Origin of the sequence: Aliiglaciecola litoralis (assembly GCF_039523355.1) — a bacterium.
Lineage (GTDB): Bacteria > Pseudomonadota > Gammaproteobacteria > Enterobacterales > Alteromonadaceae > Aliiglaciecola > Aliiglaciecola litoralis.
Map to the genome: position 1 here is coordinate 114,070 of NZ_BAAAFD010000011.1, position 13,900 is coordinate 127,969.

The window sequence follows — 13,900 nt, forward strand, 5'->3', positions numbered from 1 at the left end:
ACCTCGGCACGGGTCATAAAGTACGGTGGTGCGAAGCGCTACATTCAACTGGATCTAAAAAGGAAAATGGTGCGTCCGAGTAGACTCGAACTACCGACCTCGGCGCGGGTCATAAAGTACGGTGGTGCGAAGCGCTACATTCAACTGGATCTAAAAAGGAAAATGGTGCGTCCGAGTAGACTCGAACTACCGACCTCGGCACGGGTCATAAAGTACGGTGGTGCGAAGCGCTGCATTCAACTGGATCTAAAAAGGAAAATGGTGCGTCCGAGTAGATTCGAACTACCGACTTCGGCACGGGTCATAAAGTACGGTGGTGCGAAGCGCTACATTCAACTGGATCTAAAAAGGAAAATGGTGCGTCCGAGTAGACTCGAACTACCGACCTCGGCGCGGGTCATAAAGTACGGTGGTGCGAAGCGCTACATTCAACTGGAACTAAAAAGGAAAATGGTGCGTCCGAGTAGACTCGAACTACCGACCTCGGCGCGGGTCATAAAGTACGGTGGTGCGAAGCGCTACATTCAACTGGATCTAAAAAGGAAAATGGTGCGTCCGAGTAGACTCGAACTACCGACCTCGGCACGGGTCATAAAGTACGGTGGTGCGAAGCGCTACTTTCAACTGGATCTAAAAAGGAAAATGGTGCGTCCGAGTAGACTCGAACTACCGACCTCGGCGCGGGTCATAAAGTACGGTGGTGCGAAGCGCTGCATTCAACTGGATCTAAAAAGGAAAATGGTGCGTCCGAGTAGACTCGAACTACCGACCCCTACCATGTCAAGGTAGTGCTCTAACCAACTGAGCTACGGACGCACTGTAAAAAGACGCTTAACACGAATGTCTTAAGCGGCGCGTATAATAACGATGCTCTACGTTATCTTCAAGCGCTTTTTTCACTGTTACCCTACTGTTTGCGTATTATTCGAGCACAATTGTTTAAAAAGCAAAGGGTTTTATCTTTTGCGCGATATCTTTGTCTTGAGTTAGCGACAGAAATGCCTCGCCGAGTTCATCACTTCGTTTTATCACCGTCTGCCAATAATCAATCCGTTGTGATGCTTCCATTGTTTCAAAATCTTTTCGATCCGGTATTTTGCCAAACGGTAAAGATGCCACAAACTCCGCTGATGGCACCGCCATCAAAACTTTATTGTAGCTAGACTTGTGCGGTAATCGTTTTTTCAGCGATTTATCGAACCACCCAGGTATTGGTTTGGGGTAAAAATGTGGATAGAAAGTCAGCCCTTTGTGTGGGCCAAACGTAAGATCAAAATGATAATCAATGATCCCACCATCACGGTACATACCTTTGGGTGCGCCATTAATATTTGCCATTCCTTCAATGACAATAGGAATTGAGCCGGAAGCCATTAACGCTTGAGCAAGGTTGTTTTTAGCAAGCTTAACACTGTGAGTTGGCATGCCATTCGGATCGACGATTTGCAAATCGCTGGTAGGCGAAGTAAATACATAACGCTCATAAAAGCGTTGTAAAAAAGTACGCTTCACCGCATTGGCGCCTGCGCTGGCTAATAAACCAGTCATTTGTAATGGTTTGCTCTCAAATCGAGTTAGCCCTTTGCAACGGGCAACCACGAAATGCGCCTTAATAATAGGATTATTAATAATCTCGTAGATTCCTTTATCACCCAACACGTAATCTAAGAGATCCAAACCAGACAGCGTGATTTCTCTGGCTGTGGGCTTGTCAGAATATTCGGTACGAGAATAGCGATCTGCGAGGCGATTAATGGCTGCCAAGGGATCACTTTGTGCGAAACAGGCAAATCGAAAGGCACCTGCCGAGGAGCCAATGATATTCAGTGGTTTAGTTCGGTTTGCAAAAAATTGGCTAAATACGACACGATCTAGTCCAGCGAGCACAAACCACTTTGGTCCGCCAGATGCGCCTAACATGTAATCAAACATGTCTTGATTCAGTCCATGTTGCTGTATTTCGTTAAGCGCTGTTGGTCCAGCATAGAGATCCAAAACCTGCACAACCTTGACCTTCCTTTAAGTTAATTCGCCGCTAATGTACCAAGCAAGGGCGAAGATGCAAGTGCCCAATCACGCGTACCACGAACTTAAAAGCCTTTGGTTAAGCAAACTTATTGACTGTTATCCTCAAACAAAGCACAAACTGCCCCCGCAGGATCTTGAATAATAATATAGCGACTATCACCACCATAAGTCTTCATAGAGGACACTGTTTTGCCTCCCATTTTCTCAGTAGCGGCAATAGACGCATCTAAATCACCTACTTTAAAATACAGTAGCCATTGCGCAGGTAAATCGGCATTCCCTCCCCTTGCATGACAAATACCGACGGTATCGATGTTGTCTTCGGGGAGCTGCATTGCATAATCATCATAGTCCCCCATACTGACGGGCTTTGACTTCCACCCTATGACCTGCTGGTAAAAATCTTTAATCTGATCGGCATATTCGACGGTTAAATCACTCCACACCATTGAGCCTATTTGATTATTAGACATTTTTTCTCCTTATAAGCGCTTCAATTTTCGCCAAATATAACAACTGACGAAAATTGAAACAGCTCATTTTTATCATTATATTTCAAAGCGTTAAGGTACATATAAAGTTTACTCAACAAGGTTATCCACAGATTCAGTGGATAACCTTAGGAGTAACATTGAATGACGGTAAAGCTTGACTTACATCATAGCTACCGCAAAATAATAAGCCAGCAACTAAGGAAGTACTATGCCGAAACAGACGTTGGCCGCATTACCCGACAAATTTGTGATCCACAGCTTGCCCGTGAATGCTGAGATTCCCTCACAAGTTTTAAATGCTTCGTTATATTTTATTGGCAAAACTCATGAAGAACTTTCCATCGTGGTTCCACAAGCAATCCATGTTGACTCTGACGAGTCCGATACTGATTGGCGAGTGCTAGAAGTTCTCGGACCGCTGGAATTATCCATGGTTGGGATCATGGCACAAATAGGTAACGTGCTGGCGGCTGCTAAAGTCAGTATTTTCATTGTGTCGACCTTTGAAACTGATTTCTTTTTGGTTAAACAAAAAGATTTAGAGGTTGCAGCCAACGCACTTGAAAATGATGGGTATAAAGTTATCCTATAATGGCGCTTTTTTCCTGTTTACTGGACCCGAAAAAGCTACCCGCGCACAGAAAGCGGATAGATATTAGAAGTCCGGTAAGTGGCACTGCGGCCTGTTTAGATGAGTCAAGTGAAGCCGCTTTTCAGCAAAGGCTTCTGGGAGAAGGAGCTCTGATTTCGGTGTCTGGTTTTCATGTGATAGCGCCATTTGACTGCATCGTCGAAGCTCTACCAAGCACCGTCAGTAGGATAAGGATCAAAGATCGTCATGGGCTACGCATGCAAATTCAGTGTGGGGTGCAGTCTCAGACGCTTTACGGTGCTGGTTTTAAAGGCCATGTAAAAGTCGGACAAAAAGTCCTCGCAGGACAAGTTTTAATCGAGTTTGACCTACGTAAAATAAAGCATGCAATGGAAGACCCACGATTTACGGTGACCATTTTAAATAGTGATAAAACCAAAGGGATCTTGTTAGAGCCCAAAAAAGTGACCGCTAACGAAGACATACTTTTCAGTGTTTTTATCTAACCTGAACTCTGGATAACATGTGTCGAGTAATTAAATATTACTTAACTATTTTATTGTGTTAGTGAGGATAATTGCACAAGTAAGCATGGTAAATGACGTTTTTGGTTAATAATAGACTCTAAAAATCAGCTTAACGTTTTACCATCGCTCAATTAATAAAAAGAGTAACCACAAATGATAACGACCCTTTACGGTATCAAGAATTGCGACACCATCAAAAAAGCCAAAAAGTGGTTGGAAACCCACAGTATCGAATACCATTTTCATGATTATCGAGTTGACGGCCTTGACCCTCAGTGGCTAAAAACGACAGAAGCAAATTTAGGCTGGGACAAGCTGCTAAACCAAAGGGGCACGACCTTTAGACAACTTAGTGATGTGCAAAAGTCCGATCTCAACACCGAAAAAGCACTGGCTTTGATGCTAGAAGCGCCGGCCATGATCAAGCGTCCCGTTTTGATCCATGCAGACAACTACTACTTGGGCTTCAAACCTGACCAGTACCAACAAATATTTGCTAATTGATGAATACTAAAGACTTAACGGTTGCACTGATTAATCGCAAATCCGTGACGCCAGAAGATGCCGGTTGCCAACAGTTAATGGCTGACTTACTTGAACCTCATGGCTTTGACATTGAGTCGATGGTGTTTAACGACACCACCAACATGTGGGCCAGAAAAGGCAATCAATCTCCCCTATTCTGCTTTGCCGGCCACACCGATGTCGTACCATCTGGGCCTGAATCACATTGGCAAACGCCACCATTTGAAGCCACCGAAATAGACGGGTATTTGCATGGGCGCGGTGCTGCTGATATGAAAGGCAGTCTGGCGGCAATGCTAGTGGCCACCAAACGATTTGTGGCAAAGCACCCAGACCACCAAGGGAGCATTGCCTTTTTGATCACCAGTGATGAAGAAGGACCTTTTATCAATGGTACAACCAAAGTCATTGATACCTTAGAAGCGCGCAATGAGAAAATTGATTGGTGTCTTGTTGGTGAGCCGTCAAGTACCGAGCGCGTTGGTGATGTGGTCAAAAATGGTCGGCGCGGATCATTAACCGGTGATTTGATCGTAAAAGGTGTACAAGGTCACGTCGCCTATCCTCATTTAGCCAAAAACCCGGTCCACCTTGCGGCTCCTGCTTTGGCTGAACTTGCAACAACCCATTGGGATAATGGCAATGCGTCTTTTCCGCCCACCAGCTTCCAGATATCCAACATAAATGCCGGTACCGGCGCTGGCAATGTGATCCCGGGCGAATTGCATGTGTGTTTTAATTTTAGATTCTCAACACAAGTTACCGACAAGCAGCTTATCGAACGGGTTTATCAAATTTTCAATCGACATGGCTTAGACTTTGAGATCAAGTGGACCTTCAATGGTCAACCGTTTCTCACCGATTCAGGCAAACTGGTGGAGGCAACACAAGCAGCAATTCAGTCGGTAACAGGCACTGATACGCTTTTGTCCACCGCCGGTGGCACATCCGATGGACGCTTTATTGCTCCAACAGGAGCACAAGTAATAGAGTTGGGCCCTGTTAATGCAACCATTCATAAAGTAAATGAGCGAGTCAAGATTGAAGATCTCAATATCCTTACTGATATTTACTACGACATTTTATGTCGCCTATTACTTAAATAAGAGTTTGTGATGAAGTTTAGTGCGCAACAATGGATGGGAGTAAGTGATTCTCATATTGTAAAAATGCAACACAATCACGGATTGATCAGCAAAGTAAAAGACGCATTTGAAGCGATGCAAGCCGCTGCGGCGAAAGACGGAATTGACCTGCAATTAGTAAGCAGTTTTCGCAGCTTTGAACGTCAACTGGCGATTTGGCAAAGCAAGTGGTTGGGACAAAAACCGATCCTTGATATACATGGTCAAGCGCTGGATATTGATGAACTTGAAGATATACAGAAGATCCACGGCATTATGACTTGGTCCGCTTTACCAGGAGCGAGCCGTCATCATTGGGGCACTGATTTAGACGTTTATGATAAACAAAGAGTTGACTCTTGCGACACGCCCTTTGAGTTGGTAAGTCAAGAGTATGAACTTGGTGGTCCGTGCTATGATCTCAGCTGTTGGCTTGACGAACATGCTCAGCGCTTTGAGTTTTACCGTCCCTATCATCGATATAATGGCGGCGTCGCGCCAGAAGCATGGCATTTAAGTTACCGACCTATTGCCACCGACATTATTAAGCAACTTGATATTAATGCACTTAAAATGCAAATAGCCTCAATCGACATTGGCGGTAAAGCGATGATCCTGCAATACTTAGACTCTCTATTCGAGCGCTACACGTTAAATGGGTTGGAAAAATGAACACTTGGTTAGTGCTAGGTTTGCTATTAGCTTTGGGGATCATTGTGGGCAACATTATGCTGCTCAAATACAGTGCTAACATGAAATTCGGGAAATCCTCGACCAAAAAAGATGACGCTTTAAAGTCAGACTCACCTAAAACGGATCATGACAAACCATGATGAATCAGCGGGTGGGGTTTTAGATTGTTGTTTTAGAGGGCAGTTATGCGTATCACAGTGTTAGCTAATCGTGACTTAGCGAGTAACATCGCACTTAATCTACTATTCAAAAACGCCCCTCAGCACACCTACACCGTGCTGCTTTCAGAGTCTGTAGGACGCGGTGAGAATCGGCCTAAACCCTTACAAGCGCTTAAATTTTTTGAACAAACCTTAATGGATAACATTGTTTTCCCGTTAATGGACAATAATCCTCATCACGATTTCAAACTGCACAGTTTCGCTGGCTTCCAAAAACTCGGTATACGCACCAACAATATCAAAGATGTGAATAATCAATCGAGTTTGCAAACGCTGGCGGCTCATAAACCCCATTTGATTGTTTCTATCCGCTTTGGACAAATATTGCAGCAACCGGTGATTGATTTACCTGAATTTGGCGTGCTCAATCTGCACTCTGGAAAATTACCCGAATATCGAGGTGTGATGGCGACCTTCTGGGCTATGGCTGAAGGGCAGCAAAATATGGCAACCACCTTGCATCATATTGATTCAGCACAAATTGATGCCGGTCCCGTGTTATCTATTGCTGAACAACCCATAGACTATCAGCGCTCATATTTATCGAACGTCTTATCCCTGTATCCTGCCGGTGTGATGCAGCTAATAGATGCTATTGACTGCATTGACACAGGATCTGTACCTAAGACGCACAGCATCGATATTAATCAAGGCAAGTACTACCGCTTCCCCGATGAAGAAGCCTTGCACCAATTCCATCAAAACGGACTTTCATTAGTCGACTATGAAGAAGTTGTGCAAATATTCAAAGATTATCAATAGCGCTAGTGACAGTAATGTGGCTTTTAAAATCGTGCCACGTACATTTTGTCGGTTGCAAATCGCCCCTGTAAACCAGTTAAATACAGAGATTTAATCGCATCAACACCGCTCACTTCTTGTGTTGTTAACAAGGGCTCGATGTGGCTGGAAAACGCCTTCCATGCGTGCGCATACTTTTGCATAAAGGCAACGCCTCCCCATTCTTGTGTGCGCTTTTTCACTTGCGATGGCGCAAAGAAAAACTCGCCTTTTAAATCGCCTGAAAATGATTGAATCTGCGACTTAACATCGGTTACACCGATATAAATCATACTTTGCATTGCCGCAGCTAAATGCGCTTGTAGCGACAACAAAAGTGGCTTATTACCGGCAAAATCTAACACGAAACTACCGCCCTCATTATTGATTAGCCCGCTGTCTTCGTAGCTGAGCACGGTATCATAACATCCTGTTTGCTGGGTAAATTTAACATTTGCGGCCGATGTCAGCCCAACAACTCGGTAGTTTGCTGCCCTGTCTTGTTTGAACATCTTAAGTAAAAAAGCAGCTCCATATCCCGTTTTACTCGACGCGCTAGTGATGATCACCTGCTTGGTGGTTGGCGTTATCCGTTCACCGACATAGTCATCCAACACAAAAGACGTCATGAATAAAGGCTGAAAGTTCAGCTGCCAATCTTGTTTGTCAGCTTGGTAGCCCGGATCTGCAGCACATCGGACGTATTGGTCATACACACTGGAGATACTGTTACGCGCTTGATTTACATCATAAAAGCTTTGGGCTGTCACTTTGTCCGCAGTAACCACTAAATGTGACGCCATAGGCAAATAGCCAAATACTTTTTCGCCGACCTTGATCTCAGGGTGATTGGAATGGACCACCACGGCAAAGCCCCAGATAGGCACAATGCCAAAGCCTGACTGTGCTGGGAAAAAGCCCCAATAGCCCATTTTGTCGCCCATCAAAGCATAGGTAATATTGTTTGCTGAGAATCCAAAAGAATCAATTTTCAGTACAAGTTGATTGTCAGATAAATCTGCCGACACTATCGTTGTAACCTGCGTATTTAATTCGCTCAGGTTAGATTTATTTATCTGCACTTGGGTGTTAACAAAAGACGTCATGGATTTTTCCTTAATGTTGGCAAATAACCTTACCTTGACAGGCTGTAAGCATAGTGGTTAGCGCACCAAAGGAGTATCATGATTTTGAATGGCAAAAAATAATGGAAATGAATCAATGGACAATTTCGACATAATCTTATTCGGTGCGACAAGTTTTGTTGGGCAAATAATGACAAAGTATATGTTCGCGCAATTTCCTCTTGCCGAAGGTAGTCCACGCTGGGCAATCGCTGGCAGAAGCGAAGCAAAGCTGCTAGAGCTTAAAGCCTCGTTGGGCCCTGATGCCGGTGCACTTGTTACCTTGGTGGCGGACGCTCAAAACGAACAGGATCTGAGTCGATTATGTCAACAGACCAAAGTGATAGTGTCGACAGTGGGTCCCTATGCACTCTATGGCGAAGCGATGCTGAAAAGCTGCGTTTCCAGTGGCACTGACTATTGTGATCTCACCGGTGAACCGCAGTGGATAATAAAAATGCTTAAGCGTTATGAGAAAATTGCTCAAGCAACAGGCGCACGGATTGTCAATTGCTGCGGTTTTGACTCTATCCCCTCAGATTTAGGGGTGATGTTCACCCAACAACAAGCCAAATTGCGTTTTGAGCAATATTGCGAAGCGATCTACATGCGCGTCAAAGCAGCAAAAGGCTCAGCCAGTGGCGGCACAATCGCCAGCATGATGAATCTAGTGAAAGAAGCGACAACAGACAAACAATTGAGGCGACTGCTAGCGACCCCCTACGCACTGTGCCCTGCCAATCACGGGTTTACCCAACGGCAAGAAAATTTGAAATCAGCGAAATTCGATCCACCAAGTCAGACATGGATAGCGCCCTTTGTGATGGCAGCCATTAATACTCGCATCGTGCACCGCACTAATAGTTTGCTTGATAAGACATATGGCAAAAATTTTATCTACGATGAAGCCATGATGATGGGCAAAGGAACCAAAGGAAGTGTCTATGCAACCGGATTGTCTGTTGGATTAGGTGGATTCATGCTCGCTGCAGCATTACCTCCCACACGCTGGTTTATGGAAAAGGTAATTCTTCCAAAGCCCGGTGAAGGGCCTAGCCTAAAAGAACAACAACAAGGTTATTATGACTTACGTTTCTTTGGTGAAACCCTTGATGGCAGGAAAATCCAAACCAAGGTAACGGGTGATCAAGATCCGGGTTATGGCTCAACTGCAAAAATGTTGGCCCAAGCAGCAGCTTGCCTCGCCCAAGACATCAGTAAATCAGCTCTTGCTGGCGGCTTCTGGACTCCCGCCTCAGCGATGGGCGATAAACTGATCGACAGGTTACAAAAATACGCAGGATTGAGTTTTTCAGTCGTCAAAGAATGATCTAACTAAGGCGTTGTCTCGTTTCAACTATAAACCAATAGGAACTCACATGAAATTACACATTGAATCTATTGAGGGTGGAACGTACCTCGCGTCAACGGTAGAAGACAAATCTCAGCAACTTGTTCGCGACAATGGCAGTCAGCCTATTTCATTTCACTGCTTGAATGAAATTAAAACACACTTTAACCATATGTCCTTTGAAGAGGTATGGCTCAAACAAAGCACTCCCTATGAAGAAATGGTAGGGCTTGAGGTAACCAACGAAAAACTCGAAATACTCATTGATTGGCATTAGAGATATTTCCAACATTACGTTCTTTCGCCTGTTAGAACGTATTGTATCTAATGACTACGTTTTTTAAATATCAGAATAAGCCACCAGCAGTTTGCGTGTGCTAGTTGACAATGCATCCTTAAAAAAATCGCGTATCATTGTGCTTTATTCAGCTCTCAAGGTTGTACATGGTTCGCAAAGCTCACAAAAAACAAGAAGAGAAGATAATCAAGGCGCTGACCCGAGCCTGTGAAAAGGCCAAACTTCACGTTGAAGGTTTCATTTGGCTAACTCATCACATCAATCCTAGCTACGCTTCCGATAGTCTGGTAATCACCTGTGTTTTCGAGACTCGCGAGCATCAAACACAGGCTATTGAATCTGGGGATTTTGCCTACTTGCAAGAATTGATTGCGGCCCAATTGAAACGCATCAACATCACTTTATCCACTCCCGATAAGCATATATTCGCTGACAATGAGCAAGCATGCCATGAAGAGCACAATAGCGATTGGCAGCGCAGGCTCGCAGCACATTAAGTGGCATATTCTAAGGTTAAAAGTTGCAGCTTTACGCGTCTATTTAGGCATACAGTTGTTAGTTCGAAAGATTAGATAGTTAAATCTAAAACAAGTCAAACCCGCCTGAATTTTGCGGGCAAATGCACGGAAGAAAAAGGTTTAATTTAATCTTCTAACCATATGTATCCTTGCAGGGCCTTCTAGCACATAGACCAATGATGCCTAACAAGATTAGAGTGAAAGTAGCTGGTGAGCTTACTTGTGCTGGCAAATTTATTTCAGCCAGTGTTGTATGCCGTGTTCTTTGCGCCATTGTAATAGTTTCACCTGCCTGTAAAGTGATCCCAAGCACATAGGCCATTCGGCTTGTTCCAAAAGCATCACCATCGCTCGCACTAGCATAACCCGTCATGCTTAAGTGACCCGTATTGGCAACATTAATTTCTCGGTCAATCGACACCATTGACTCCGCACCATCACTATCTTCATTTAAAATAAAAGGTTCAATATCCGCAAATTGAATATCTAAACTATTAGAAGATTCAAAGAATAGATCTAGCAAAGCAAAACTTTCAGTAAAGGCATTTGCACCACTAGCAAGTGAAAATATGTTCATTTCAAAAATGCCTTGTAAAGCAAACGTAATAGCGTTTTGATCATTGTTAGTAAAACTGAAACGTCTTGTGCTATTTACAAAACTGCTTGCTAGGGTTTCATAAACTTCTGAGCTTAAAGAAGCAAGTGACGAAGCTTCGCTACTTTCCGCGTGCTCGGTAACATCACTCGATTGGCGAATCGTATACAAACTATGGTTGCTGCTTGTTACCGCACCTTCGACGCCTAGGTTTCTCGTTGCGCTGCTTGTTTGATAATAAATAGTGGGGTTGGCTTCGTTAAAACCGGCGATGGTTACCGCAGAGTCTTCAAAAGGTATAGCATCTGGCGCGTTTAATTCACTCTCTCCAAAATCGGAAAAAACCCCTGCTGTAAATCGTGAATCTAATTCAGGCGGTAATGGCACTCCGCCGGCCACAACAAAGTTATTACTTACGTCAACGCCACTAAAAGCACTAATAGGAAGTGCTATAACAAAATTACACCATGCAAAATTTAGGATGGTAGCGGTAAAAATTAAAATTTTCATGAAGTATCCTTTTCACTTAATCAGATTGAAATAAATATCAGTATAAGGAAAAAGCATAGCTTCCAATCGTTTAAAAAACAAACAACTCATATGGCGCAGATTCCTCTCCCTACGCTAAAGACTCCATCAGAATTAGGTAGCTTAATGAACCTCAGGGTTAGGAACTGCGAGGTCAGAAGCGAAGAAATATTTTGCTGATTTTGTTTCAACTGCTCTTATGTAATGGGCCTACCAAATAGGAAATTCTTCAACATCACTTTATCCACTCCCGATAAGCATATATTCGTTGATAATGAGCAAGCATGCCATGAAGAGCACAATAGTGATTGGCAGCGCAGGCTCGCAGCACATTAAGTGGCATCTCTTTTATCTCTGGGGCCAGCAGAATCGATGAATCAACCCATTGATATTAAAATATTTTTGCGGTCAAAATTGAAGCCCAATGGATGGTTAAACATTCCTAACATCTAGCGCATAAATGTAAACAATATTGAAATCGCAGAAACGTACTATCAAACAGGGTGATTATTCCTCTTGCAACGATAGACTTTTATCAATTTGCAGATTATTGGCTTCTATAAACGCATTTTTCAACAGTCCTAAAATTGCTTCTAAGGTCGATGTTTCAGTGTCGCCGATAGTCCCTGATAGTGGCAGCGTTGTAGCAATTAAGTCTTTTTTATCATTTTCGAATAGTTCACTAATTGCGGCAGTAATTCCCTCGAACAACAATGAAAATGGATTATCACCATCATTTACAACGTCTTCTTTCCATGAAAAAACGGTGACATCAAATATTCCAGCTTTCACGTAGCCATCAACTTTCCCCTCGTTCACGCGCATTTCCATGGAGCCATCAATTTGTCCCGCTTCGAGGTCAATGGGCGTGTAAAACTTAATAAGGGCATCTATGTGTTTAACCGCAAAACGCTCAACTGACATGTCAAAATCGAAGGTCGGCTTAAGGGCAAAAGGATCGACTGAACCTGATAGTTTCAAGGTGGCCTCGTCCATTAATTTTGCGTCAAAGTGGAAGGTCGCTAGTCTCGATGCTTGTTCCTGACTATTGGTAATATTTAACACAAAGCCATTCACATCACTTAATCGCGTTTCAGCATTGATCTCAGTATCTATATTTTTTAATCGAATCGATCCGTTTCTTAATTCAATCCTATCAATGGAAAAAGGGGCCAGCGAGTTACTCAGTGATATCCAAGTTTCTTCATCTTTAATTTCTTCATCTTCAATGTCTTGTTTCTCGGCTTTATCCAAAATATAAATTTTTGGCTCACTGAACATTAACTCACTAACAACTTTGCCTCTAAACAGCGCTGACCACAATACTGAAATGTCTAACCTATCGACCATCAATAGTGGTTCAGATTTGCCTTGCAGGCTTTCCTGATAAATTTTGATGCTTTCAATTTCGTACGCACCTCGGTACAAATGCAAGTCGATATCCCCGATGCTGCCACTTATCCCTTTAGTCTCATCTAGGGTTTTGTTCGCATATACTTCTAACGCATAGGGTGCTGCGATTCGAAAAATGAGGAGCACTGAGAAAACGCCTATTAGCGATAATACCCATGCTGATTTGTACCAAGCTTTTTGATGCGAACGGTTATCCACGCAATTTCTCCTGTTTTAGTGTTAAGCCCAATGCGTAACATTTACCCGCAAACCACCGAACAAAGGAATATTTTACCCAGTGGTAATACTAATCCAGTGTTCACATTGTTTGCTTTAGCCAACCTTTGTACACCACGCAAAATTCATTCCTGCTTGTCGTTGCAATGATCAACCAACCAGCGGGATCAGAGCCAATGAAATGTCTGCTTTAAGAGAATTGACATTTTTATAAACAACTTGCCTTAGATCCGCTTCGTAAAATCAGCTTCAGTTCAGATTATCAATGTGCAACGGTAGCAATTGACACAAAACCACCGTCGATAAAAGAAATCACATACCTTAATCTCCGCGATAACTGGCTATTTGAAATAGTGAACTTAAATTAAACGGGGAATTCGTTTGTGAGATCCCCACTAACAACATGTGGGGATGACGGAAGTAAATTTGAGGATGACGGAAGTAAATTTGAGGATGACGGAAGTAAATTTGAGGATGACGGAAGTAAATTTGAGGATGACGGAAGTAAATGTGGGGATGACCGAAGTAAATGTGGGGATGACGAAAGTAAACTTGAGGATGACCGAAGTAAATTTGGGGATGACGAGCGTAAATGTGGGGATGACGAAAGTAAACTTGGGGATGACCGAAGTAAATGTGGGGATGACGCGAGTAAATTTGAGTCTACGAAAGTATACCTGGAGGGTAACCAAGATAGATGCTGGAGATAACGCATTTCGATAACGAAGATGCTGAGGGGAAGCCTCGAGCCTGTAACTAATTTTGTGTAACTGCCTATCACAACATACTCTAGTAAGAGTTAAGGATAGGCAGATGCAAATGAACAAAAAAGAATTAGAAGCTTTCGCCAAGGAAGCGGCCAAAGGCATTAAA

The 13,900-nt window shown here is 43.4% G+C and carries 15 protein-coding genes and 1 tRNA gene; 10 read left to right on the plus strand and 6 right to left on the minus strand.

Features of this window, described 5'->3' with window-relative positions; genetic code table 11:
* Window positions 1-739 precede the first annotated feature (739 nt).
* The 3 genes from ABD036_RS16570 to ABD036_RS16580 all read right to left on the minus strand — a co-directional run bounded on the left by ABD036_RS16570 (window position 740) and on the right by ABD036_RS16580 (window position 2,501).
* Window positions 740-816: transfer RNA gene (locus ABD036_RS16570), tRNA-Val, on the minus strand.
* Window positions 817-939: 123 nt separating this feature from the next.
* On the minus strand, window positions 940-2,004 hold the full coding sequence (locus tag ABD036_RS16575) for a patatin-like phospholipase family protein (protein ID WP_343861937.1): 1,065 nt from the start codon (window positions 2,002-2,004) through the stop codon (window positions 940-942).
* Between the two features lie 110 nt (window positions 2,005-2,114).
* Window positions 2,115-2,501 (minus strand): VOC family protein, encoded by a 387-nt coding sequence (locus ABD036_RS16580; RefSeq protein ID WP_343861939.1) that lies wholly within the window; start codon window positions 2,499-2,501, stop codon window positions 2,115-2,117.
* Between the two features lie 229 nt (window positions 2,502-2,730).
* Between ABD036_RS16580 and ABD036_RS16585 the strand changes: the two genes are divergently transcribed.
* The 7 genes from ABD036_RS16585 to ABD036_RS16615 all read left to right on the plus strand — a co-directional run bounded on the left by ABD036_RS16585 (window position 2,731) and on the right by ABD036_RS16615 (window position 6,966).
* Window positions 2,731-3,114 carry an ACT domain-containing protein gene (locus ABD036_RS16585; RefSeq protein ID WP_343861941.1) on the plus strand — a complete coding sequence of 128 codons (384 nt, stop codon included), beginning with the start codon at window positions 2,731-2,733 and terminating at the stop codon, window positions 3,112-3,114.
* Window positions 3,114-3,620 carry a PTS sugar transporter subunit IIA gene (locus ABD036_RS16590; RefSeq protein ID WP_343861943.1) on the plus strand — a complete coding sequence of 169 codons (507 nt, stop codon included), beginning with the start codon at window positions 3,114-3,116 and terminating at the stop codon, window positions 3,618-3,620. Before ABD036_RS16585 ends, ABD036_RS16590 begins: the two co-directional genes overlap by 1 nt.
* A 177-nt stretch (window positions 3,621-3,797) precedes the next feature.
* Window positions 3,798-4,145, plus strand: a complete 348-nt coding sequence (locus tag ABD036_RS16595; protein ID WP_343861969.1) for an ArsC family reductase — start codon at window positions 3,798-3,800, stop codon at window positions 4,143-4,145.
* Window positions 4,145-5,272 carry a succinyl-diaminopimelate desuccinylase gene (gene dapE / locus ABD036_RS16600; RefSeq protein WP_343861944.1) on the plus strand — a complete coding sequence of 376 codons (1,128 nt, stop codon included), beginning with the start codon at window positions 4,145-4,147 and terminating at the stop codon, window positions 5,270-5,272. The genes ABD036_RS16595 and dapE overlap by 1 nt, the downstream gene beginning before the upstream one ends.
* Window positions 5,273-5,281: 9 nt before the next feature.
* A complete protein-coding gene (locus ABD036_RS16605) occupies window positions 5,282-5,962 on the plus strand; it encodes a M15 family metallopeptidase (protein WP_343861946.1) in 681 nt (226 codons plus the stop codon).
* Window positions 5,959-6,123 (plus strand): DUF2897 family protein, encoded by a 165-nt coding sequence (locus ABD036_RS16610; protein WP_343861948.1) that lies wholly within the window; start codon window positions 5,959-5,961, stop codon window positions 6,121-6,123. Before ABD036_RS16605 ends, ABD036_RS16610 begins: the two co-directional genes overlap by 4 nt.
* A gap of 45 nt (window positions 6,124-6,168) precedes the next feature.
* Entirely contained in the window at window positions 6,169-6,966 is a 798-nt protein-coding gene (locus tag ABD036_RS16615) for a formyl transferase (RefSeq protein ID WP_343861950.1), read from the plus strand.
* 23 nt (window positions 6,967-6,989) lie between these two features.
* On the opposite strand, the gene ABD036_RS16620 is transcribed toward ABD036_RS16615, so the two are convergent.
* Window positions 6,990-8,090 carry a DUF2855 family protein gene (locus ABD036_RS16620; protein ID WP_343861951.1) on the minus strand — a complete coding sequence of 367 codons (1,101 nt, stop codon included), beginning with the start codon at window positions 8,088-8,090 and terminating at the stop codon, window positions 6,990-6,992.
* An 88-nt stretch (window positions 8,091-8,178) separates the two neighbouring features.
* On the opposite strand from ABD036_RS16620, the gene ABD036_RS16625 reads away from it, so the two are divergent.
* The 3 genes from ABD036_RS16625 (at window position 8,179) to ABD036_RS16635 (ending at window position 10,254) form a co-directional block, all read left to right on the plus strand.
* Window positions 8,179-9,438, plus strand: coding sequence for a saccharopine dehydrogenase family protein (locus ABD036_RS16625; RefSeq protein WP_343861952.1), 1,260 nt, complete (start codon window positions 8,179-8,181; stop codon window positions 9,436-9,438).
* A gap of 49 nt (window positions 9,439-9,487) precedes the next feature.
* Window positions 9,488-9,736, plus strand: a complete 249-nt coding sequence (locus ABD036_RS16630) for a DUF6482 family protein (protein WP_343861954.1) — start codon at window positions 9,488-9,490, stop codon at window positions 9,734-9,736.
* A gap of 167 nt (window positions 9,737-9,903) precedes the next feature.
* The gene (locus ABD036_RS16635) at window positions 9,904-10,254 is read left to right on the plus strand and encodes a Fis family transcriptional regulator (RefSeq protein WP_343861956.1); all 351 of its coding nucleotides are present in this window, start codon (window positions 9,904-9,906) and stop codon (window positions 10,252-10,254) included.
* A 154-nt stretch (window positions 10,255-10,408) separates the two neighbouring features.
* On the opposite strand, the gene ABD036_RS16640 is transcribed toward ABD036_RS16635, so the two are convergent.
* Both ABD036_RS16640 and ABD036_RS16645 read right to left on the minus strand, forming a co-directional pair.
* Window positions 10,409-11,380: a hypothetical protein gene (locus tag ABD036_RS16640; RefSeq protein WP_343861957.1), complete on the minus strand. Its 972-nt coding sequence runs from the start codon at window positions 11,378-11,380 to the stop codon at window positions 10,409-10,411.
* 525 nt (window positions 11,381-11,905) lie between these two features.
* The gene (locus ABD036_RS16645) at window positions 11,906-13,009 is read right to left on the minus strand and encodes a DUF748 domain-containing protein (protein WP_343861959.1); all 1,104 of its coding nucleotides are present in this window, start codon (window positions 13,007-13,009) and stop codon (window positions 11,906-11,908) included.
* Between the last annotated feature and the right edge of the window lie 891 nt (window positions 13,010-13,900).

Bases quoted from the DNA above. Each gene is read 5' to 3' on its own strand.
- dapE (WP_343861944.1), top strand. From the start codon at position 4,145: ATGAATACTAAAGACTTAACGGTTGCACTGATTAATCGCAAATCCGTG.
- ABD036_RS16610 (WP_343861948.1), top strand. From the start codon at position 5,959: ATGAACACTTGGTTAGTGCTAGGTTTGCTATTAGCTTTGGGGATCATT.
- ABD036_RS16590 (WP_343861943.1), top strand. From the start codon at position 3,114: ATGGCGCTTTTTTCCTGTTTACTGGACCCGAAAAAGCTACCCGCGCAC.
- ABD036_RS16640 (WP_343861957.1), bottom strand. From the start codon at position 11,380: ATGAAAATTTTAATTTTTACCGCTACCATCCTAAATTTTGCATGGTGT.
- ABD036_RS16585 (WP_343861941.1), top strand. From the start codon at position 2,731: ATGCCGAAACAGACGTTGGCCGCATTACCCGACAAATTTGTGATCCAC.
- ABD036_RS16620 (WP_343861951.1), bottom strand. From the start codon at position 8,090: ATGACGTCTTTTGTTAACACCCAAGTGCAGATAAATAAATCTAACCTG.
- ABD036_RS16625 (WP_343861952.1), top strand. From the start codon at position 8,179: ATGGCAAAAAATAATGGAAATGAATCAATGGACAATTTCGACATAATC.
- ABD036_RS16635 (WP_343861956.1), top strand. From the start codon at position 9,904: ATGGTTCGCAAAGCTCACAAAAAACAAGAAGAGAAGATAATCAAGGCG.
- ABD036_RS16580 (WP_343861939.1), bottom strand. From the start codon at position 2,501: ATGTCTAATAATCAAATAGGCTCAATGGTGTGGAGTGATTTAACCGTC.
- ABD036_RS16605 (WP_343861946.1), top strand. From the start codon at position 5,282: ATGAAGTTTAGTGCGCAACAATGGATGGGAGTAAGTGATTCTCATATT.
- ABD036_RS16615 (WP_343861950.1), top strand. From the start codon at position 6,169: ATGCGTATCACAGTGTTAGCTAATCGTGACTTAGCGAGTAACATCGCA.
- ABD036_RS16630 (WP_343861954.1), top strand. From the start codon at position 9,488: ATGAAATTACACATTGAATCTATTGAGGGTGGAACGTACCTCGCGTCA.